The organism is Duganella sp. Leaf61 (assembly GCF_001421905.1).
GTDB classification, from domain to species: Bacteria; Pseudomonadota; Gammaproteobacteria; order Burkholderiales; family Burkholderiaceae_D; genus Rugamonas; species Rugamonas zoogloeoides.
Genome location: NZ_LMLM01000001.1, coordinates 701,799 through 721,904 on the forward strand (window position 1 = coordinate 701,799; position 20,106 = coordinate 721,904).

Sequence of the window (20,106 nt, forward strand, 5' to 3'; positions counted from 1 at the left end):
GTGAAATACCCTGCGCCGTTCTGGCTGCCCAGCGGCCACCTGCAAACCATCTACCCCGCCAAGTGCATCGCCAAGCCGGCGGTGCGCTACCGGCGCGAACGCTGGGATGCGCCGGACGGCGATTTCGTCGATGTCGATTTCGTTGACGGCCAGCCGGGCCAGCCCTTGGTAGTGCTGTTTCACGGGCTGGAAGGCTCGTCCGACAGCCATTATGCCCGCTCACTGATGGCTGCCGTGGCCGCGCGCGGCTGGTCGGGCGCCGTGCCGCATTTTCGCGGCTGCTCGGGCGAAGCCAACCGCGCGCCGCGTTTTTATCACTCGGGCGACGCCGCCGAGGTGGACTGGATCGTGCGCCGGCTGCACGCCCGCCACGCCGGCAAGTTTTACGCGGTCGGGGTCTCGCTGGGCGGCAACGCACTGTTGCGCTGGCTCGGCGAATCGCAGCACCAGGCCGATTTCGTCGATGCCGCCTGTTCGGTATCGGCGCCGCTGGACCTGGCGCAGGGCGGCGCTTCGCTCTCGCGCGGTTTCAACATGGTGTACACGCGCATGTTCCTGCAAACGCTCAAGCCCAAGTGCATCGCCAAGCTCGAGCACTTCCCCGGCCTGTTCGACCTCGACGCGCTGCACGCCGCCCGCGACCTGTATGCGTTCGACAACGTCGTCACCGCCCCGCTGCACGGCTACCGCGACACCAACGACTACTGGGACCGCGCCAGCGCCAAGCACGTCCTGAGCGACATTACGGTACCCACCCTGGTGCTCAACGCCAAAAACGATCCGTTCCTGCCCGGGCGCCACCTGCCACAACGTGCGGCGTCGAACGTGGTGCTCGAGTATCCTGACCACGGCGGCCACGTGGGCTTTGCCGTGGGCGGCCTGCCCGGCAAGCTGGACTGGCTGCCCCGGCGTCTGCTGCACTTCCTCGATGGCGCCAACGACACTGGAAACTTACAATATGGATGACATCGTCAAGCAGGCCCTGGCCAAGTGGCCCGACGTACCCAACTGCTACGGCTGGCTGGCGCTCGACGCGCGCGGCCACTGGCGCATGCGCGACGAACGCGCCCAGCACCTGGACCTGCCCGGCGACAAGCTCACCAATGCCGCCCTGGTCGGCTTCATCAACCGCAACTATGCCGCCGACGAGCGCGGCTGCTGGTATTTCCAGAACGGCCCGCAGCGCGTGTACGTGCAACTGGCAGCAACGCCGTTCATCGTGCGCACCGATCCCCAAGCCGGCTGGCTGCTGCACACGGGTGTGGCCATGCCTGCCATCGAGACGGTGGCGCTGACCGATGCCGGCGCCCTGATACTGGTGGGGAATAAGGTGGTGGCGCAGCTGGACGACCGCGATTTTGCCCAGGTACTGCCGCGCTTGCATTTACATGGCGCGACAGTGGGCGACGAAGCCTTGCTGGCGTGGCTGGACAATCCTTCCGCACCCTTGACCCTGGCCGATGGCGAGCGCCACATGGCGATCGAACGCGTCCCTGCCGACCAGTTAGCCCCGTGTTTCGGCTTTGTCAGCATACCGGGCGCTCAAGGTTAGCTGCGGATACGGCGAGCAGATGGCAGATACGAGGGCTCGGTCCGGTTGGGCCGGTCTGGTGCCTTCCGCGCAGACCCCGCTGTCAGCTGCTCGCGCCTGGTGGGGCGGGTAGCCTGCAACGATGCGCTGGCCAGGCGTACTGGCAACGCCGCCAGCGCAGCCGGGGCGCGCTGCCAGCAGCCCGGCGGCTATCGCGTCAGGCTATCGAAATCGGATTTTTGCCGCAGCCGCTCGAACGGATCGGTACTCTGGCGCAAGCGGCCGGACGGGTCGGCCCACTCCCTGTCGGCGCTAATGCCCAAGCCGCTGGCGCTACTGGTGCTACCAGTGCCATTGCTGCCGCTGGCACTGCTGCCGCTGCGCAGCTCGGCCTTGAAGGCTGGCTGTAACGCCAGGTCTTTCTTGGCCTTGTCTCCCATCGCCTCGCGCTGGCGCGCCTGCCAGTCGCGCTCGCGCGCATCGATCAGCGCCTGGTCGTAGAACGACGCATCGGACGCCTTGCGCGCAAAACCGAGCTGTTCCAGCGCTGACAGGGTGCCGCCTTGCAGCATGTACGATTCGGCCAGCGCAATGTGCTGCAGGGCAATCTTGCCCTGCTTGGAGTACACCTGCGCCAGGTAATCGAACACTTCCGGCTCTTCGCGATAGAGCTGGGCCTGGTCCCGCAGGTAGGCGGCCGCCTCGTCGTACTTGCCGGCGGCAATCATGGCCTCGGCATACAGGTGCGACACGGTGCGTGACAGCGGGAATTTCAGCTGCGCCGCTTTCGCTTCCTCCAGGCCCTTGGCGATGGATTCATGATCATCGGATTTGCCCAGCTTGATCTCGATCGAGGTGGTGACGAAAATCGCGTCCGACGCCGGCTTGGGCGCGGCGCTGAACGTGCCGGGCGGCGGCGCCTTGTTGAACGTGCCGCGCGCCTTGTCCAGCCATGCCTGGGCGTTGGCCGGCTCGCCATTCTTGAGCGACCAGAACGCCATGCCATACTGGCCGGCCGTCAGTTGCAGGCGGTTTTCCTGCTTCATCTGTTCTTCGAAGAACTGTTTGGCCTCGGCCATCGCCTGCGAGCCCTGCGCCTGTAACACGCGCGCGCGCGAACGCACCAGGTAAAAGTCCAGGCTGTCGGCCCGCTGTTTATAGGGCTGGTCGCGGATGCGCGCCTGGATGTCGGCGATGCGCTCGGTGGTGAGCGGGTGGGTTTGCAGGTAGGCCGGCACCAGGTCGCTGTAATTGCGGGTGGCCGACTGCATGCGCTGGAAGAAGGCCACCATGCCGGTGGTATCGTAACCGGCCTCGCCCATGATCTGGAAGCCGATGCGGTCGGCCTCGCGCTCGGCCTCGCGACCGAAATTGAGCTGGCGCTGGATGGCCAGCCCCTGCCCGCCCATGAACACGCCGATGGCCGCGTCGCCACCGGCGCGGGACGCCAGCGCCGCCAGGATCATCGCCGCCAGCGGAATCAGCGCATCCTGCTTTTGCTGGCCGATCGACCGGGCGATGTGGCGCTGCGCCACGTGGCCGATCTCGTGGCCGAGCACGGACGCCAGTTCCGACTCGGTCTGCGCCGCCAGCAGCAAACCCGAGTGCACGGCAATGAAACCGCCGGGCAGCGCGAACGCGTTCAGCTGGGGATCGCGCACCGCGAAAAAGTAGTAATCGTAATTGGCCTCGCCGCGCGCGCCGGGACGCGCCGCCACCAGCGCATTGCCGAAGTTGTTCAGGTATTCGAGGATGGGGCCATCGTCGAGGAAATCGCGGTCGCGGCGGATGTCGCGCATGATTTCCTCGCCGATCTTGCGCTCCGTAATGGGCGACAAGTCCTGGCGCTCGGCGTCGCCAAGCGCCGGCAGATTGGGAATTTTCGCAGGCGCAAGCGCGTTTTGCGCCATGGCCATCGGCATCGCGATCAACAAAGCCGCGGCCACCATGCGCAGACGCAGGGGACGGCGGGACTCACTGGTAGGGGGGCGGTGTTTTGAATTCACGGTGCTATGATACCCGCATCCGCGACGACAGCGCACGGCGCCCGTCCCTCGCTCAATTTATTGACCCTTTGCCACCATCCGCACCACGCCCATGACCGACACCCTCCCCCCCGCCGACCACCTGACCCACTTCGACGCCACCGGCCAGGCCCACATGGTCGACGTCGGCGCCAAGGCGCAAACCCACCGCATCGCCATCGCGTCCGGCACGATCCGCATGAAGCCGGAAACGCTGGCCATCATCATGGGTGGCACGGCAAAAAAAGGAGATGTGCTGAGCATCGCCCGCATCGCCGCCATCATGGCCGCCAAGCGCACCAGCGACCTGATCCCCCTGTGCCACCCGCTGGCCCTGACCCGCGTGGCCGTCGATTTCGAGACCGATGAAGCCAACGCCAGCGTGCACTGCAAGGCGCAGGTGGAAACCTTCGGCAAGACCGGCGTGGAAATGGAAGCGCTGACAGCGGTGCAGGTCGGCCTGCTGACGGTGTACGACATGTGCAAGGCCGTGGACCGCGGCATGGTGATGGGCGAGATCCGCGTGATGGAAAAGCATGGCGGCAAGTCGGGCGACTGGAGTGTGACAAGTTGATACGCATTCCATGACGCATCCCATGCAGACGCCCAAGTCCCGCACAGACATGGTTCTTCGGGCTGCGGGGGCAGGAACAGTATCTACGGCTTGGTCGAAGAGATAAACTCTTCGAGATCTTCCAAACGATGTTCCCAGATGATCATGATGGGCGTGGCTTGCGCATCGCGGATATATTCCGGTTTGAACACGCCGCGCAAGGCGGCCGCAGTCAAGACTTGCGCGCCAAATTGCGCATTCCAGTTTTCAGCGTCCTTGATGACTTCCTTGTTGAGACGTTTGCGACTGTTGATCTCGGAATTCGAACTTTTGCATTCCAGCGCCAAGCGCCGTCGATCGTAGAGTCCGATGATGCAATCGCCATTGTCGTTGCCCAGCGTGGCGCCGACCATATACTCGCCGGCATTGGGCAGGTCTTCGACGTGCATGATCGAATGGCGGGGCGTTGGAACGCGGACAAATCCCAGCGCGTCCAGCAACCGTACAACAGCGCCCTCCAGTTCGGCCCGTTCGTCGCCGCGCCGCTTGGTTTGCACACGCTGGCAGGTGGCGACAACAGCGGAGGCTATCTTGGCTACGTGCAGTTGTTCGTCGGTGGGCGTGGCGCCCGTGGCCAGCCATGGGAAGCGTTTCGGGTCGATGGTTTGACGAATCAACTCAACGAGCTCATCAGCAAATTCCTGGTCCTGCAATATCGCTGCGCCGGTGACGCTTCGGCACATGACCGTGCGCAAGTCATCAGCGGAAATCGGCGGCGCCGTCAGGTAGCGTAGCGCTGTGTTGAATGCCGGATTGCGAACTATCTTTGCCAGCTCCTGGCGATTTGTTGGTTTCGCCAACAGGACAGGCAGTTTCTCGATAACATACTCGGCAGCTGTCTGCGCTGCGGCGAATTCAGCCAGATAATCGGCCAATGGTTCCTTCATCCGTCGCAGTCGGAACAGCCTGGTGGACTCGGTGCAGTCTTTCTTTATTTCCTCGTTTGTCCATACTTTGCCGAAATTTATATTTCCTCGAGATGCCATTAAAACACGCCCTCAGCAAGTAGTTCGGCGTTCGGAATACGCAAACGCGCCACCTCGGAAGGTTCAAATTTAGTGAGTCCTCCAGCATAGACCCGGCCGGAATTTTGGCTGACGTTGGTATTGAGCCATGCCACCAATTGCTCGACTGAATTTTCAGGCAAGGGAACCTTCGGATAAAGGCCATGTGCGACATTGATGATGCTGGCACCAGCGGTGTTGACGGCGAACACTGGTGGGCGTCGTCCCATATATGTCACGACAATTTGAGGAGCCGGCTTGCTCATATCGACGCGCCACCACGGCTTTCGATGTTCCGCGATCCACCCTTTGTTCGCATGCTCGGACTTTGCCCATTCGAGGAATTCCTGTACGGCCAAAAACTGGTCATGCTCGAGCTGTTCCAAATTAGCTGGCAGCGCGACCACTCGACGAAGGCCCTCTACATTATCAATTCTTCCGCCTGCGTGGATGATGTCAGCCGCATCGGTAATCGTCGGGACCAGAAATTCTTCCGGTAGCCCGAATCGATTATCCTTTGCCACCCAAACAGAATTTTTCCCTGTCACCTGACCTCGACTGACCTTGAATAACTCGCCGAGGTCTATGAACGCTTCGTTCCTCACAATCTCTTGATTTCTCACCAAGACAGACCATTTTCGCTCCGCTTTTGCAGTAATTTTGTTGGCGCGGTGTCCACCTTGAAGTTCGAGAAGTTGCTCGACTCGATCGATATTTTTGAATTCGATATCCGTATCTGCCGAACCTGGCTCAAAGCATGTAATGCACGCGGAAACCATTGCATCGCCGAACACTGGAACTTCTGGCGAAACGACAAAGACTGCCCGGCCGCCGAGTCCATTCGTCATCATGTCACGCAACGATTGACCATAGTTGACATCGAGCCATTCCGCAGCAGTGATAAAACACCCCAGGTCTCCAGGGCGGGATAGCGCAAGAGTTTTGAGAAAAAAATGCAGGTGTAATCCTGCCAATTTGCTTGAGGCGTGTCCCAGATTTTTTAAACCGGTGCTGTACCAGTCCTTCCACGCCGGAGAAATATCATGATGACGCACATACGGCGGGTTGCCGATGAACAGCGTGCGCCCCTCTACAGGCTCCAGTTGCAAGGTACGATAATCCCCAATATGAATCTCGAGGCGATCGGCTACTCCCAATGCGGTTGCGTTTGCGCGGAGCAGCAACGCCACCAGGGGGTCCGTCTCCGCAGCAACACCGAAGGCGCGAGAATGCTGACGCAGACCGTGTAAAACGTAGCGCCCCGTCCCAGCTCCGGGATCGACAATTCGTACAAACTCCCCCATCGCCTCTGCCCAGGAAAACATGCCTAGTACGGCTTCGACCGGAGTGAACGTCTGCCCAACACTACGACGTTGTTCTGATGAGCGGATGAGGCAATAAGCCGCGCCGAGAGGATCCGTCGCGTCGACGATGGCGGCGCGGACAAATTCGACTAACTCATCACTCACGACCGTTGCGTACTCATCGGAAACTTCCCGCTCATGCCAAGACAAGACAGCGCCATTCACGAGTTTTTTCGCTACCGAAACAAGCGTCGGCATATGAAGAAGGGCGTCAAGGACAGCAACGCCAGCTGCGGGTGATTGGGTAGTCATGGGGTAGTTCAGCAGAGTAAATGTCAGGGTGGATCGCGCCAGCAATAAATTTTTGGCTAAATATAGACCCGCGCGAATGATAACCTAGGGCTACAATTCGTTGCGAAGGCTTGATCATTGCAGTATACAGGACACTGTTTTTATATACAGCCAAATCATCCTGTAGTGTGGAGTGCGAACACCCAACTTACTCAGCGCCCGTGACAACGGCGTGGCCTCTCGCATTCAAGCGCGCAATCACGGTGCTGAGAATTGGCCCCACGGCCGTCCGCGCCATGCCTGGAGGTGATATTTTCCCCCTCTCTCCAAGGAAACTATCGCATGCACCAAATGACAAGCACGAAGTGGCTGACGCTGTGGCTAACATGTTGGCTGTTCATACTGGGCCTGTTCGGCCAGGCCAACGCCACTGATGTTGTTCCGACCAAAGATCCGGCCTGGTCGCAGTCGCTCAACGGCAACTGGTCGTTCAAATACCTGCCCGGCCTGGACGCTGGCGCCGATGCGCAGTTCACTGCGCCCGGTTTCGACGTCTCGCGCTGGCAGACCATCGCGGTGCCGGCCAACTGGGAACTGCACGGCCATGCCGAACCGTCGTATGGCGACAACCTCAAGGATGGCCTGGGCCTGTATCGCCGCACGTTTACGATGCCGAAAAACTGGGCCGGTCGCCGCACTTTTCTGCGCTTCGATGGCGTGGCCTTCGGCTATCAGGTGTGGGTCAACGGCAAGCTGGCTGGTGCGTCGTCGGCCAGCGCGTTCAACCGCCATACCTTCGATGTTACCGATCTGCTGCAAGACCGGAATACGGTGGCTGTACGCGTCACCACCAAGCCGCTCGGCTATGAATTCGACCTCAACGACGACTGGTCGCTGTCGGGGATTTATCGCGATGTGACCTTGATTTCGCTGCCGGCCGTACACGTGCAGGACCTGGCCGTCAGCACCGTCTTGCAGGGCAGCGACGCTCGGTTCACGCTTGATGTGCAGCTGAGCGCGCCCGGCGCGACCGTACATGCGGAGCTGTTCGATGCCAAGGGCAAGCGCGTTGCGGGGCAAGTGCTGAAGAATGTCGCTACGCGTGTTACCGCTGACCGGCCTTCGAGCTTGCCTGCGAATTTGCCCAAGACTGTGTCCGCAGAGCCGCGCGACGACCGTCTCATCAGTTTGGGCGCAACACTGCGCATCACCCAGCCACAACTGTGGACCGCAGAAACACCAACGCTCTACCGCCTGGTGCTCAGCGTCAAGCAGCGAGGCAAAACCATCCAGACCGTCGAGCAGCGCGTCGGCCTGCGCGAAGTCAGGGTCGTCGGCAAGCAGCTGCTGGTCAACGGCAAGCCGGTCAAGCTGCGCGGCGTCAATCACCACGATCTTGATCCCGTCACCGGCCGCGCCGTGACCGAGGCGCAGATGCGCCAGGACCTGGCGCTGATGAAGCAGGCAAACGTCAACTACGTGCGCACGTCGCACTACCCGCCCCACCCGCGCCTGCTCGAACTCTGCGACGAACTCGGCTTTTATGTGATGGACGAGGTAGCCATCGGACACGGCGAAAAAAACCTCGACAATCCCGCCTACCGCGACAACATCCTGGCCCGCGCCCGCGCGACCGTCATGCGCGACAAGAATCATGCGTCGGTAATTATCTGGAGCATCGGCAACGAGAATCCGAACAACGACTTCGAGCTCGACGCCGGCCGGCTGGTCAAACAGCTCGATCCCACCCGGCCGATCACGCTGCCCAAGATCGGCAGCTATTTCGCCAAAAACTACGAGCAGATCCCGCCGTTCGTGGACCTGTACTCGCCACACTACCCGAGCAACGCCACCCTCACCGGCTACGCGTCCAAGCTCACGCGCCCGACCATCCTGACCGAGTATGCGCACGGGCTGGGCCTGGCCAGCGACCGCATCCAGGACCAGTGGGCGATACTGCAGGCGAACCCCGTATTCGCGGGCGGCTCGATCTGGCACTTCCACGACCAGGGCTTGCTGCGCCGGAGCAGCACGCCGGCCGATCCCGGCCAATCGACCCAGTACGCCTGGCGCGACGCCCACCAGTTCTACGACACCCACGGTCTCGACGGCGCCGACGGCCTGGTCTATGCCGACCGCACGCCGCAGGTGGATTTCTGGCAGATGCGCAAGGTCTATGCGCCGGTCCAGTTCGTCGAACGCACGGCGCGGGTGGCGCCTGGCCCGCAACGCATCGCTGTCACGCTGGAAAACCGCCACGACTTCCGCAGCTTGCAAGGCATCACCCTGCACTGGGCTTTGCAACAGAACGGTGTGACGCGCCAGCAAGGCAAGCAAGCACTGTCGGCGCCGGCGCGCTCCAGTCAGGCCACTACCATCGCGGTGGAGATTCCGGCGCCGGTAGCAATACTCACCGATGTGCTGGTTTTGCAATTGCGCGCGGTGGACGAGCATGGCCTGCAAATCAACGAACGCAGCTTGCGCCTGGTGCGCGCGGAACCGTCGCAGTTCGACTGGACCGCCGCCACTGCTGCGACAGCAGCCCCGGTGCTGGCAGACGAGGCCGGCACGGTTTCCATCACCACGACGCAATGGGTGTTGAGCGTGCAACGCGCGACCGGTGCGCTGACGATCCGCGACCGCGCGGGCCGAACGCTGGTCGATGGCATCCACCCCCATGGCGGCCGCAAGTTCACCATGGCCGAGGCGCTGGGTGCAGCCAAATCCGGCACCTGGCCGGCGTCGATACTGGAACAGGCCGAGCAGCCGGTGATCCGGGCCGAGCAGCTTGGCGACCGCGTACGGCTGTCGGTGCAGGCGACGTATCGCCTGCCTGAGGCGACTGCCGCAGTGATGGCCGATGCGTCCCGTCTCCTGCCGGTTGCTGCAAAAGCGGAGACGGCGGACGCAGCGCCACGTCTGCCGGTGACGGCAGCAACGCAAGCAATGCCAAAAAATGCCGCGCTGCCCGACGACCTGTTGCCTACCGGCGATGCCCATGCGGTGCTCAGCAAGGAGCAAGGTTTAAGCGGCGGTTACACGCTCGAGATCGATGGCAAGGGTGCGATTGCCGTCAGCTATGCGTATCGCCCGCTGGCGCCGGGCGCCGTTGTATCGGAAGCGGGCTTGTCGCTGGTGGCGCCGGCGGGCATCGGCGAGTTTCGCTGGCTCGGCCAGGGGCCGTATGCCGGCTATCCGGGCAAGGATCAATTGAACGAATTCGGCGTGTACCACCTCAATCGCGCCGATCTGCGCTTCCAGGGCAACCGGCGCCAGACCGAATTGGCGGTCCTGTCGGACGCTGCCGGCGCCGGCTTTGCGCTGGCGCTGCCGGCCGCCGATGTGGCGGTCGAGCGTCACGGCGCGCGCACGCTGCTCAGTCACAACGCGGTCATCGGGGGCTTGGGGAATAAGGGAACCCAGCCGGAAACCATCGTCGCGCTGGACAAGGTGGGAGAAATCTCCGGCCGGTTCATGCTGTTGCCGCTAGGTGGCGCCTGGCCCGCTGCCTTGCAAGGCTGGGTGGGTACGCCGGGTGCGGCGGGGGAAGTGTTACAACCGTTTTTCCACAGTTATGATCAATAGCCTATGAGAGGAATCGGCGCATGGCCGATTCCTCTTGCCGTGTTAGCTACCTGCTGGGGTGGTGACGGCTGTTTTATTGTTTTTCTTCAACGCTTCGACTGCAGCTGCGTTGGCCAAGGTGGTATCGACGGTCCAGCTCACGCTGGTAGCGCCAGCATCGATGACCGGCGTAAAAGTGACAGTCTTGTCCTTGGAGTCAGTAGCGACGCCCTCGGCCAGCACCAGGGTGATGGTGCCTCCGGTAACGGAGCCGGAGGCCACTTCCTTGGTGGCCGTCACAGTCGGAACACCATTGGAGCCGGACGTACAATTGGTGACTGCGCCGCCAGCTTCCTGGGCGCACAGCGCCACGGCGGTTTTGGTCGCGTCCGCTGCCGCCAGGATGTTGGCGACTTTGGCCTTGACCGTATAGTTGCTGTAAGCAGGAATGGCAACAGCAGCCAGGATGCCGATAATGGCCACCACGATCATCAGTTCGATCAGGGTGAAGCCGGCCTGGGCCTGGGATTTCATGGACTTCATGTGTTTGAGGGATTTCATGGGTGCGTCTCCGGGGTTGAGATGGGTCAGTGTCACACCTGAGATATCGCAATCGCCGTGCCAGCTCTGCGCCGGGGCAAACCATGCTGCGGCAGTGTCAAAACTGCCGTTTTTTGTCAGTCGCGCTGGCGCGATTTGTCAGCGCTGACAATTTTCGTCAATCAAAAATGACAAAAGGGAGCACACGGCTCCCTTTTGTTATGTTGCAGTAAAGCCTGTGATTACAGCATGGCTTTCAGCAGACGCGCCATTTCCGACGGGTTCTTGGTAACGGTAATGCCGCAAGCTTCCATGATTTCCAGTTTGGCTTGTGCGGTGTCAGCGCCGCCGGAGATCAGCGCGCCGGCGTGGCCCATGCGCTTGCCCGGAGGAGCGGTCACACCGGCGATGAAGCCGACCACTGGTTTTTTCATGTTGTCTTTGATCCAATAAGCGGCGTTGGCTTCGTCCGGACCACCGATTTCGCCGATCATGATGACCGCGTCGGTATCAGGATCGTCGTTGAACATCTTCATGACGTCGATGTGCTTCAGACCGTTGATCGGGTCGCCGCCGATACCAACTGCCGACGATTGGCCCAGGCCCAGTGCGGTCAGCTGACCCACTGCTTCATAGGTCAGGGTACCCGAACGCGACACCACGCCGATACGACCCTTTTTATGGATGTGACCTGGCATGATGCCGATCTTGATTTCGTCAGGGGTGATCAGGCCTGGGCAGTTAGGGCCCAGCAGCAGGGTTTTCGAACCGGCTTTGGCCATGCGGTCTTTCAGTGCCATCATGTCGCGCACTGGAATGCCTTCGGTAATGCAAATTGCCAGGTCCAGCTCGGCTTCTACGGCTTCCCAAATTGCGGCGGCTGCGCCTGCTGGTGGGACGTAGATGACCGACACGTTGGCGCCGGTTTCTTTTTTCGCTTCTGCAACGTTAGCGAAAATTGGAATGCCTTCGAAGTCTTCGCCGGCTTTCTTTGGGTTCACGCCTGCCACGAAGGCATTTTTGCCGTTCGCGTAGTCGCGGCAACCGCGGGTGTGGAATTGGCCGGTTTTACCGGTAATACCTTGGGTTACGACTTTGGTATCTTTATTGATCAGAATGGACATAGTGATTCCTTAATTAAGCTTGACCGGCAGCAGCTGCAACAACGCTCTTCGCTGCTTCTTCCATGGTGTCGGCTGCGATGATCGGCAGACCGGAATCGGCCAGCATCTTCTTGCCCAGATCTTCGTTGGTGCCCTTCATGCGCACGACCAGCGGCACGTTCAGCGACACGGCTTTCACTGCGGTGATCACGCCTTCGGCGATCACGTCGCAACGCATGATGCCGCCGAAGATGTTCACCAGGATGGCTTTCAGGCCCGGGTTTTTCAGCATGATCTTGAAGGCTTCGGTGACTTTCTCAGCCGTGGCACCACCGCCGACGTCGAGGAAGTTGGCCGGCTCGCCGCCGAACAGCTTGATGGTGTCCATGGTGGCCATGGCCAGGCCGGCGCCGTTCACCAGGCAGCCGATGTTGCCGTCGAGCGAGATGTAAGCGAGGTCGAATTTCGACGCTTCGACTTCAGCTGGATCTTCTTCGTCCAGATCGCGGTAAGCGACGATTTCTGGTTGACGGAACAGGGCGTTGGCGTCGAAGTTGAACTTGGCGTCCAGCGCGATAACCTTGCCCGAACCGGTCAGGATCAGCGGGTTGATTTCGGCCAGCGACGAGTCGGTTTCCCAGTAGGCTTTGTACAGGCCTTGCAGGTTGGTGACGGCGTCAGGGATCGAGGCTTCTGGTACGCCGATCTTGGCAGCGATGCCGGCAGCTTCAGCGTCGGTCAGGCCGACTTTTGGATCGATGGCGATCGAGTGCAGCAGTTCAGGGTGCGATTCAGCGACTTCTTCGATGTCCATGCCGCCTTCCGACGAGGCCATCAGAACAACGCGCTGCGATACGCGGTCGGTGACCAGCGATACGTACAGTTCCTTGTTGATGTCTGCGCCTTCTTCGATCAGCAGGCGACGTACTTTTTGGCCTTCTGGACCGGTCTGGTGCGTGACCAGTTGCATGCCCAGGATTTGCTCGGAGAATTCTTTAACTTGTTCCAGCGATTTTGCGACTTTCACGCCGCCGCCTTTACCACGGCCACCGGCGTGGATTTGTGCTTTTACAACCCAGACCGGGCCGCCCAAGGTTTCAGCAGCTTTTACTGCCTCTTCGACGGACAGGCACGGAATACCGCGTGGTACCGTCACTCCGTATTTCCGGAGGATTTCTTTGCCTTGATACTCATGGATCTTCATGCTGGCTTCCCTTCTGATGCTGATGTGTAAAAATCGATTAAGACTGCGGAATAGTGTGATGCTCGGGTAAAACTATGGCCCGGTCGCTGATCGTACTGGCGGCAAGGCAAATCGGGGGGTGCATGAGGAGGGTGTAACCGGCATCGATACCATGCGGTCCGCCATGGCGTGTACACGCTGAGGCGGCGATCGCGCGCGTGCGGGACGCACGACGAGGAACAGGAATCGACAATGACATAAGATGAATACCGCTCGCGCGGCATGATTAGTTAGCAGCCCTGTACATTTCTCTTATAAAAAATATACGTTGCCGTAGCTTCTACGGACAACCACCGCACCCACGGTGCTGCAAAAACCGTAAAAGTGTAGCACACCCCAGACCGAGTTGATACGTGTCATATGACATCTGGCGATAAACCGTTGGCGCTGGCAGGGGTATTTGCAGGCATTCACAATGGAAATATCGGCAATCACTGGTCGAAATCGGCCGTGCCTTTCATGGCGGTGCGAATGGCGCGCTGGGAGAAGCCGCGTTGCAGCAGGAAGCGCATTTGCTTGTTGCGCCCTTCGGGGTCGGTGGCAACTTCGCCGAACTTGCGTTCCCAGATCTCGCAGCAGCGCGCGGTCTCGGTGTCGGCCAGGCTTTCCTTGAGGCCTTGCAGCGCTTCGCCCTGCACGCCGTGGCTTTGCAGCTCGGCCATGATGCGGGCATTGCCGAAACGGGCAGAACGGCGGTGGATCAGCGATTCGGAAAAACGTTCTTGCGACAGCCAGTTGTTTTTTTCGAGCAGGTCGAGCAAGGCGTCGACGTCGTCGGTATCTTCGGCATAGCGTGCGAGCTTGCGCGACAGTTCGAGACGGCTGTGCTCGCGTTGGGACAGGTAGCGCAGGGCGCGGCCTTTGAGGCTGAGGGGGGGACGGGGCATGATGGAACCTCTAAGAATGCCGGGCGATGATGGCCCGGCACTCCTTAAAACATACGCAACGTCAACTTAAGCCGCGTCGGCTTCGCCTTTGGAAGGCTTGAGCTTGACGACGGTATCAGGCTTTTCAGCGGCCACTGGCGCCAGTGGCGGCAGCGAACGTACGCCCAGCGATTCGCGCACGCGGTTTTCGATTTCCCACGCCAGTTGCGGACGCTCTTGCAGGAAGATACGGGCGTTGTCCTTGCCCTGGCCGACGCGTTCGCCGTTGTAGCTGTACCACGAACCCGATTTCTCGACGATCTTCGCTTCCACGCCCAGGTCCAGGATTTCGCCTTCGCGCGAGGTGCCGGCGCCGTACAGGATGTCGAAGTGCGCTTCCTTGAACGGTGGCGCAATCTTGTTCTTGACGACCTTGACCTTGGTTTCGTTACCGATGACTTCGTCGCCGGACTTGATCGAACCGGTACGGCGAATATCCAGGCGCACGGAGGCGTAGAACTTCAGCGCGTTACCGCCGGTGGTGGTTTCCGGGCTGCCGAACATGACGCCGATTTTCATGCGGATCTGGTTGATGAAGATGACCAGGGTGTTGGTGCGGTTGATCGAGCCGGTGAGCTTGCGCAGTGCTTGCGACATCAAACGTGCTTGCAAACCTGGCAGCGAATCGCCCATGTCGCCTTCGATCTCGGCGCGTGGGGTCAGCGCGGCGACGGAGTCGATCACGACCATGTCCACGGAACCGGAACGCACCAGGGCGTCGCAAATTTCCAGCGCTTGTTCGCCGGTGTCCGGTTGCGAGATCAGCAGGTCGCTCAGGTTGACGCCCAGCTTTTGGGCGTAGGTGACGTCCAGTGCGTGCTCGGCATCAATGAACGCGCAGGTGCCGCCCAGTTTTTGCATTTCCGCGATGGTTTGCAGGGTGAGCGTGGTTTTGCCCGAGGATTCAGGACCGTAGATTTCCACCACGCGGCCGCGCGGCAGGCCGCCGACGCCCAGCGCCACGTCCAGGCCCAGCGAACCGGTGGAGACCACTTGTACTTCTTCGATCGGCGCACTGGCATCCATGCGCATGACGGAACCTTTGCCGAACTGCTTCTCAATCTGAGCCAGCGCGGCGGCGAGCGCCTTGGCTTTCTCGGATGCGGGTACTACAGCTTTTTTATCGTCCATAATGTGCTTTCAACCAGTTGGTGGTGACAATTTGTCGGTACAGGTAGTACTGTATAAAAAAACAGTGATAAGCGCAAGCGCGATTTGATTGAAATGTCGATTAATTTTGGTGGCGCCCGGGCGCCGTGCAAAAATTCGCCAGCAAGCAAAAAATCCAACACAATACCGGCTTGAGTCTTTGCCCCAGTGCACCCGGAGTATCCACATGCGTATATTACTTGCCGAAGATGACGGCGTTCTCGCCGACGGGCTCACCCGCTCGCTGCGCCAGTCCGGCTACGCCATCGATTGCGTGCGCAACGGCCAGGAGGCCGATACCGCCCTCTCCACCCAGGAGTTCGACCTGCTGATTCTCGACCTGGGTCTGCCCAAGCTGTCGGGCCTGGAAGTGCTGCGCCGCTTGCGCTCGCGCGGCTCGCTGCTGCCGGTGCTGATACTCACCGCAGCCGACTCGATCGAGCAGCGCGTCAACGGTCTCGACCTGGGCGCCGACGACTACATGGCCAAGCCATTTGCGCTATCGGAACTCGAAGCGCGGGTGCGCGCCCTCACCCGCCGTGGCGCGGGCGGTGGCGCCACCGTGATCAAGCACGGTCCGCTGTCGTACGACCAGGTGGGCCGCAGCGCCTATATCAACGAGCAGATGCTGGACCTGTCGGCGCGCGAACTGGGCTTGCTGGAAATCCTGCTGGCCCGCACCGGCCGCCTGGTCTCCAAGGAGCAACTGGTCGATCACCTGTGCGAATGGGGAGAAGAGGTGAGCAACAACGCCATCGAGGTGTATGTGCACCGGCTGCGCAAGAAGATCGAGGTGGGCGGCGTGCGCATCGTCACCGTGCGCGGTCTCGGCTATTGCCTGGAAAAATATTCTGACGCGAAGGCTGCTGCCGTCGAAGCCGGAGACGCGGTCAAGTGAGCCAGCAGGCGGCCGACGCGGGAGACGACGCCCCCGAGTACCAGCCGCCTGTCGTCGAGCCCGACGAGAGCATGCAACGCTCGCTGTTCGGCGAGATCCTCGACTGGATGCTGGCGCCGCTGCTGCTGCTGTGGCCGATGAGCATCGCGATTACGTACCTGGTGGCCAAGTCGATCGCCAATCAGCCGTTCGACCATGCGCTGGAAGACAGCGTGACCGTGCTGGCGCAGCAGGTACGCTCGGTCGATGGCAAGCTGATCCGGGGCTTGTCCGGCGCCGCGCGCGACATCCTGCGCGCCGACGATGTCGATAACATCTATTTCCAGATCCTCGGGCCGCGCGGCGACGCCATCGACGGCGACCGCGACCTGCCCCACCCCGGCAGCGATCCCGACGAAGACCAGGCCCGCGCCGGCAGCGTGCGCTTTCGCAACGACACCATGCATGGCACCCCGGTGCGCGTCGCCTACATCCATATCCGCGTCGAACCCAGCGACAGCGCCCCCTCGTCCCATCCGCCGCTGGCGCTGGTACAAGTGGCCGAAACACTGGAAAAACGCGCCCAGCTCGCCAACGAGATCATCAAGGGCGTGATCCTGCCGCAGTTCATCATCCTGCCCATCGTGCTGGCCCTGGTGTGGTTTGCGCTGTCGCGCGGGCTCTCTCCGTTGGCGCAGCTGCAGGAACGCATACGCGCACGCGGGTCGGATGACCTCAGCCCCATTGCCTCGAACCTGGTGCCGGAGGAAATTTCGCCGCTGGTCGGTTCGCTCAACGAAATGCTCGAACGGCTGGGCCACACCATCGAGATGCAAAAACGCTTTATTGCCGACGCCGCGCACCAGATGCGCACGCCGCTGGCGGGCATGCGCATGCAGTCCGAGCTGGCGCTGCGCCAGACCGACAGCGGCGAAATTCACCGCTCGCTCGAGCAACTGGCCAAGAGCTCGGAATCGGCCACGCGGCTGGTCAACCAGTTGCTGGCCCTGGCCCGCGCGGAAAACCAGCCGCAGGCCGGCTCCAGCATGGTGCAACTGGAGCTGTCGGCGCTGGCGCGCAGCACCGTGCACGACTGGGTGCAGGCCTCGTTCGTGCAGCAGATCGACCTCGGCTACGAAGAACCACCGGCGCCGGTGCACATCGCCGGCGACCCCACCATGCTGCGCGAGCTGCTGTCCAACCTGATCGACAACGCGCTGCGCTACACGCCGGCCGGCGGCAGCGTTACCGTCCGGGTGCGCGTCGATATCGAAGACCATGCGCTGCTGGAAGTGGAAGACACGGGCCCCGGCATTCCACCGGCCGAGCGCACCCGCGTGTTCGAGCGGTTTTACCGCATCCTCGGCAACACTGCCGAAGGCAGCGGCCTGGGCCTGGCCATCGTGCGCGAAATCGCCCAGCAGCACGGCGCCGAGGTGGATGTGTTCAACAATCCGCGCGTGCAGCAGGCCAAGCTGCCGGGCAGCCTGTTCCGCCTGACCTTCCCGCTGCCAGCCGATCCGCCAGATACGCCCGATGAGCCGCCCCACTTTGGATAGCCAAGGATAAAGCATGGATAAATCCATTCGCCGCCACCACTGGCAGCAAACCCGCCGCATGACCGGCTGGTTATTGCTGCTGTGGCTGATCACGACGTTTTGCGCGGCGTTTTTCGCGCGCGAACTGAACAACCTGTCGATCTTCGGCTGGCCGCTGTCGTTTTACCTGGCCGCGCAAGGCGCGTCGCTGGTATATCTGGCCATCATCGGCTTCTATGCCTGGCGCATGCGCCGGCTCGACCGCCAGGCCCGTGCCGCTGCCAGGATCAAACCATGACAGAACGCAGCTTCGTCAGCAAACTGCGGCGCTACTACCTGCTGTTTACCGCCGGCTTCGGCGGTTTTTTGCTTTCCCTCACGCTGCTGGAACAGGAAGGCATGCCGCGCATCTGGATCGGCTACCTGTTCATGTTTGCCACCATCGTGCTGTACGCGATTCTGGGGGTGCTGAGCCGCACGTCCAACGTGCTTGAATACTACGTGGCGGGGCGCAAGGTGCCGGCCATGTTCAACGGCATGGCCACTGCTGCCGACTGGATTTCGGCAGCGAGCTTCATCAGCCTGGCCGGCGGCCTGTACCTGCACGGCTTCGATGGCCTCGCTTACATCATGGGCTGGACCGGGGGCTACGTGCTGGTCGCCTTGCTGATCGCGCCATACCTGCGCAAGTTTTGCCAGTACACGATTCCCGATTTTCTTGCCATGCGCTTCGGCGGCGTCGGTGGAGCGAATGGCGAAGACAACCCGGCCGGGCGCGTGGTGCGCATCATGGCGGTCATGGCCACCATCATCGTCTCGTTTACATACGTGGTGGCGCAGATTTACGCGGTGGGGCTGATCACGTCGCGCTTTACCGGCGTCGATTTTTCCGTGGGGATTTTCCTGGGGCTGGCGTCGATCCTGGTCTGTTCGTTCCTGGGCGGCATGCGGGCGATTACCTGGACCCAGGTGGCGCAATACATCATCATTCTGGTCGCGTTCCTGTTGCCGGCGATCTGGATGTCGATCAAGCTCAGCGACAATCCGATCCCGCAAGTAGCCTATGGCAAGTTGCTGCCCAAGCTCAGCGCGCGCGAAGCGGTGTTGCAGGCCGATCCGAAAGAAGCGGAGGTGCGCGCCATCTTCCAGCAGCGCGCCGACGATTACCAGCAGCGGCTCGACAACTTGCCCGCCTCGTGGGAAGCGGGACGGCGCGACGCCCAGCGCCGGCTCGACCAAGTAAAAACCCGCAACGCCTCGCTGCTCGACATACGCAGCGCCGAACGGGCGCTGATCGCCTACCCGAAGAACCCGGAAATCGCCGCCAGCGAATGGACCGAAGCCCATGCCTACAACCTGGCCCGGGCCCGTCCGATCAACCCGCACGCGGAGCCGTACGCGGGCGACGCGGAAACCTCCGCCATCAAGCGCAACAACTTCGTCGCGCTGGTGTTCTGCCTGATGCTGGGCACGGTGGCGCTGCCCCACATCCTGATGCGCGCGTACACCACGCCGTCGGTGCACGAGACGCGGCAGTCGATGGTGTATGCGCTGTTTTTCATCCTGCTCATTTACCTGACCATTCCGGCGATGGCGGTCCTGGTGAAATACGATATTTATACGGCGCTGGTCGGCAGCGACTTCAACCACCTGCCCGGCTGGGTGTCGTACTGGGCCAACGTGGACAAGCTGACGCCACTGTTCAGCATTACCGACGTCAACCGCGACGGCGTGGTGCAACTGGCCGAAATCACCATCGACGCCGACGTGCTGGTGCTCGCCGCGCCCGAAATCGCCGGGTTGCCGTACGTGGTTTCGGGCCTGGTGGCCGCTGGCGGCCTGGCTGCCGCGCTGTCCACTGCCGACGGCCTGCTGCTGGCGATTTCCAATGCGCTGTCGCACGACATCTATTACAAGATCGTCGACCGCCACGCGTCCACCCAGAAGCGCGTGACGATTTCCAAGCTGCTGCTGCTCGGCGTGGCCTTTATTGCCGCCTACGCCGCCTCGCAGCGGCCCGGCGACATCATCTCGCTGGTGGGCGCGGCATTCTCGCTGGCCGGCTCGACCCTGTTCCCGGCGCTGGTGCTCGGCGTGTTCTGGAAGCGCGCCAACCACCAGGGCGCCGTGGCCGGCATGATCGCCGGCTTTGCCGTATGCCTGTACTACATGTTGCACGCCAACCCGGTGCTGGGCGGCAGTGTCACTGGCCAATGGTTCCATATCGCCCCCACGTCGGCCGGGATTTTCGGCGTGCCGGCGGGCCTCCTGGTGATGGTGGTGGTGAGCCTGCTGACGCCGCCACAAGACTCACAGACGAGTGCGCTAGTGGACTATATTCGTGCGCCTGAGAAATAATTTAATGGCTTTTATGATAACTGGATGGTATTGTTGAGAGC

The 20,106-nt window shown here is 61.6% G+C and carries 16 protein-coding genes; 8 read left to right on the forward strand and 8 right to left on the reverse strand.

Annotated elements, in window-relative coordinates:
• Positions 1 to 966 (forward strand): YheT family hydrolase, encoded by a 966-nt coding sequence (locus tag ASF04_RS03045; RefSeq protein WP_056137999.1) that lies wholly within the window; start codon positions 1 to 3, stop codon positions 964 to 966.
• Entirely contained in the window at positions 959 to 1,552 is a 594-nt protein-coding gene (locus ASF04_RS03050; RefSeq protein ID WP_056138002.1) for a DUF2946 family protein, read from the forward strand. The genes ASF04_RS03045 and ASF04_RS03050 overlap by 8 nt, the downstream gene beginning before the upstream one ends.
• Before the next feature lie 188 nt (positions 1,553 to 1,740).
• Here the strand turns inward: ASF04_RS03050 and ASF04_RS03055 are convergent, their stop codons facing one another.
• Entirely contained in the window at positions 1,741 to 3,480 is a 1,740-nt protein-coding gene (locus ASF04_RS03055; protein WP_056138004.1) for a M48 family metalloprotease, read from the reverse strand.
• 148 nt (positions 3,481 to 3,628) lie between these two features.
• Between ASF04_RS03055 and moaC the strand changes: the two genes are divergently transcribed.
• Positions 3,629 to 4,129, forward strand: a complete 501-nt coding sequence (gene moaC / locus ASF04_RS03060; RefSeq protein ID WP_056138006.1) for a cyclic pyranopterin monophosphate synthase MoaC — start codon at positions 3,629 to 3,631, stop codon at positions 4,127 to 4,129.
• A gap of 83 nt (positions 4,130 to 4,212) precedes the next feature.
• On the opposite strand, the gene ASF04_RS03065 is transcribed toward moaC, so the two are convergent.
• Positions 4,213 to 5,043 (reverse strand): XamI family restriction endonuclease, encoded by an 831-nt coding sequence (locus ASF04_RS03065; protein ID WP_162241417.1) that lies wholly within the window; start codon positions 5,041 to 5,043, stop codon positions 4,213 to 4,215.
• Positions 5,044 to 5,153: 110 nt separating this feature from the next.
• On the reverse strand, positions 5,154 to 6,788 hold the full coding sequence (locus ASF04_RS27280) for a class I SAM-dependent methyltransferase (RefSeq protein ID WP_156368515.1): 1,635 nt from the start codon (positions 6,786 to 6,788) through the stop codon (positions 5,154 to 5,156).
• A 321-nt stretch (positions 6,789 to 7,109) separates the two neighbouring features.
• Here ASF04_RS27280 and ASF04_RS03080 point away from each other — a divergent pair, with 321 nt between their 5' ends.
• Positions 7,110 to 10,352, forward strand: a complete 3,243-nt coding sequence (locus ASF04_RS03080) for a glycoside hydrolase family 2 (protein WP_056138014.1) — start codon at positions 7,110 to 7,112, stop codon at positions 10,350 to 10,352.
• A gap of 42 nt (positions 10,353 to 10,394) precedes the next feature.
• Here ASF04_RS03080 and ASF04_RS03085 read toward each other — a convergent pair whose 3' ends face one another.
• From ASF04_RS03085 to recA, 5 genes are all read right to left on the reverse strand, one after another.
• The gene (locus ASF04_RS03085) at positions 10,395 to 10,892 is read right to left on the reverse strand and encodes a pilin (RefSeq protein ID WP_304438330.1); all 498 of its coding nucleotides are present in this window, start codon (positions 10,890 to 10,892) and stop codon (positions 10,395 to 10,397) included.
• A gap of 221 nt (positions 10,893 to 11,113) precedes the next feature.
• The gene (gene sucD, locus ASF04_RS03090; protein WP_019923788.1) at positions 11,114 to 11,995 is read right to left on the reverse strand and encodes a succinate--CoA ligase subunit alpha; all 882 of its coding nucleotides are present in this window, start codon (positions 11,993 to 11,995) and stop codon (positions 11,114 to 11,116) included.
• Between the two features lie 13 nt (positions 11,996 to 12,008).
• A complete protein-coding gene (gene sucC, locus ASF04_RS03095) occupies positions 12,009 to 13,178 on the reverse strand; it encodes an ADP-forming succinate--CoA ligase subunit beta (RefSeq protein WP_056138016.1) in 1,170 nt (389 codons plus the stop codon).
• A 470-nt stretch (positions 13,179 to 13,648) separates the two neighbouring features.
• Positions 13,649 to 14,104, reverse strand: coding sequence for a recombination regulator RecX (gene recX, locus ASF04_RS03100; RefSeq protein ID WP_056138019.1), 456 nt, complete (start codon positions 14,102 to 14,104; stop codon positions 13,649 to 13,651).
• A gap of 66 nt (positions 14,105 to 14,170) precedes the next feature.
• Positions 14,171 to 15,274 carry a recombinase RecA gene (recA, locus tag ASF04_RS03105; RefSeq protein WP_019923784.1) on the reverse strand — a complete coding sequence of 368 codons (1,104 nt, stop codon included), beginning with the start codon at positions 15,272 to 15,274 and terminating at the stop codon, positions 14,171 to 14,173.
• A 205-nt stretch (positions 15,275 to 15,479) separates the two neighbouring features.
• Between recA and ASF04_RS03110 the strand changes: the two genes are divergently transcribed.
• The 4 genes from ASF04_RS03110 to ASF04_RS03125 are packed head-to-tail and all read left to right on the forward strand — an operon-like array spanning position 15,480 to position 20,065.
• A complete protein-coding gene (locus tag ASF04_RS03110; RefSeq protein ID WP_056138021.1) occupies positions 15,480 to 16,190 on the forward strand; it encodes a response regulator transcription factor in 711 nt (236 codons plus the stop codon).
• The gene (locus ASF04_RS03115) at positions 16,187 to 17,728 is read left to right on the forward strand and encodes a sensor histidine kinase (RefSeq protein ID WP_056138024.1); all 1,542 of its coding nucleotides are present in this window, start codon (positions 16,187 to 16,189) and stop codon (positions 17,726 to 17,728) included. Before ASF04_RS03110 ends, ASF04_RS03115 begins: the two co-directional genes overlap by 4 nt.
• Before the next feature lie 13 nt (positions 17,729 to 17,741).
• Positions 17,742 to 18,005, forward strand: a complete 264-nt coding sequence (locus tag ASF04_RS03120; protein ID WP_056138026.1) for a DUF4212 domain-containing protein — start codon at positions 17,742 to 17,744, stop codon at positions 18,003 to 18,005.
• Positions 18,002 to 20,065 (forward strand): sodium:solute symporter family protein, encoded by a 2,064-nt coding sequence (locus ASF04_RS03125; protein WP_056138028.1) that lies wholly within the window; start codon positions 18,002 to 18,004, stop codon positions 20,063 to 20,065. The genes ASF04_RS03120 and ASF04_RS03125 overlap by 4 nt, the downstream gene beginning before the upstream one ends.
• The last annotated feature ends 41 nt before the right edge of the window (positions 20,066 to 20,106 follow it).

Coding starts and splice junctions, on each gene's coding strand:
- ASF04_RS03125 (WP_056138028.1), top strand. CDS start 18,002: ATGACAGAACGCAGCTTCGTCAGCAAACTGCGGCGCTACTACCTGCTG.
- ASF04_RS03080 (WP_056138014.1), top strand. CDS start 7,110: ATGCACCAAATGACAAGCACGAAGTGGCTGACGCTGTGGCTAACATGT.
- recA (WP_019923784.1), bottom strand. CDS start 15,274: ATGGACGATAAAAAAGCTGTAGTACCCGCATCCGAGAAAGCCAAGGCG.
- ASF04_RS03085 (WP_304438330.1), bottom strand. CDS start 10,892: ATGAAATCCCTCAAACACATGAAGTCCATGAAATCCCAGGCCCAGGCC.
- moaC (WP_056138006.1), top strand. CDS start 3,629: ATGACCGACACCCTCCCCCCCGCCGACCACCTGACCCACTTCGACGCC.
- recX (WP_056138019.1), bottom strand. CDS start 14,104: ATGCCCCGTCCCCCCCTCAGCCTCAAAGGCCGCGCCCTGCGCTACCTG.
- ASF04_RS03055 (WP_056138004.1), bottom strand. CDS start 3,480: ATGGTGGCCGCGGCTTTGTTGATCGCGATGCCGATGGCCATGGCGCAA.
- ASF04_RS03110 (WP_056138021.1), top strand. CDS start 15,480: ATGCGTATATTACTTGCCGAAGATGACGGCGTTCTCGCCGACGGGCTC.
- ASF04_RS03050 (WP_056138002.1), top strand. CDS start 959: ATGGATGACATCGTCAAGCAGGCCCTGGCCAAGTGGCCCGACGTACCC.
- sucC (WP_056138016.1), bottom strand. CDS start 13,178: ATGAAGATCCATGAGTATCAAGGCAAAGAAATCCTCCGGAAATACGGA.
- ASF04_RS27280 (WP_156368515.1), bottom strand. CDS start 6,788: ATGACTACCCAATCACCCGCAGCTGGCGTTGCTGTCCTTGACGCCCTT.
- ASF04_RS03120 (WP_056138026.1), top strand. CDS start 17,742: ATGGATAAATCCATTCGCCGCCACCACTGGCAGCAAACCCGCCGCATG.
- sucD (WP_019923788.1), bottom strand. CDS start 11,995: ATGTCCATTCTGATCAATAAAGATACCAAAGTCGTAACCCAAGGTATT.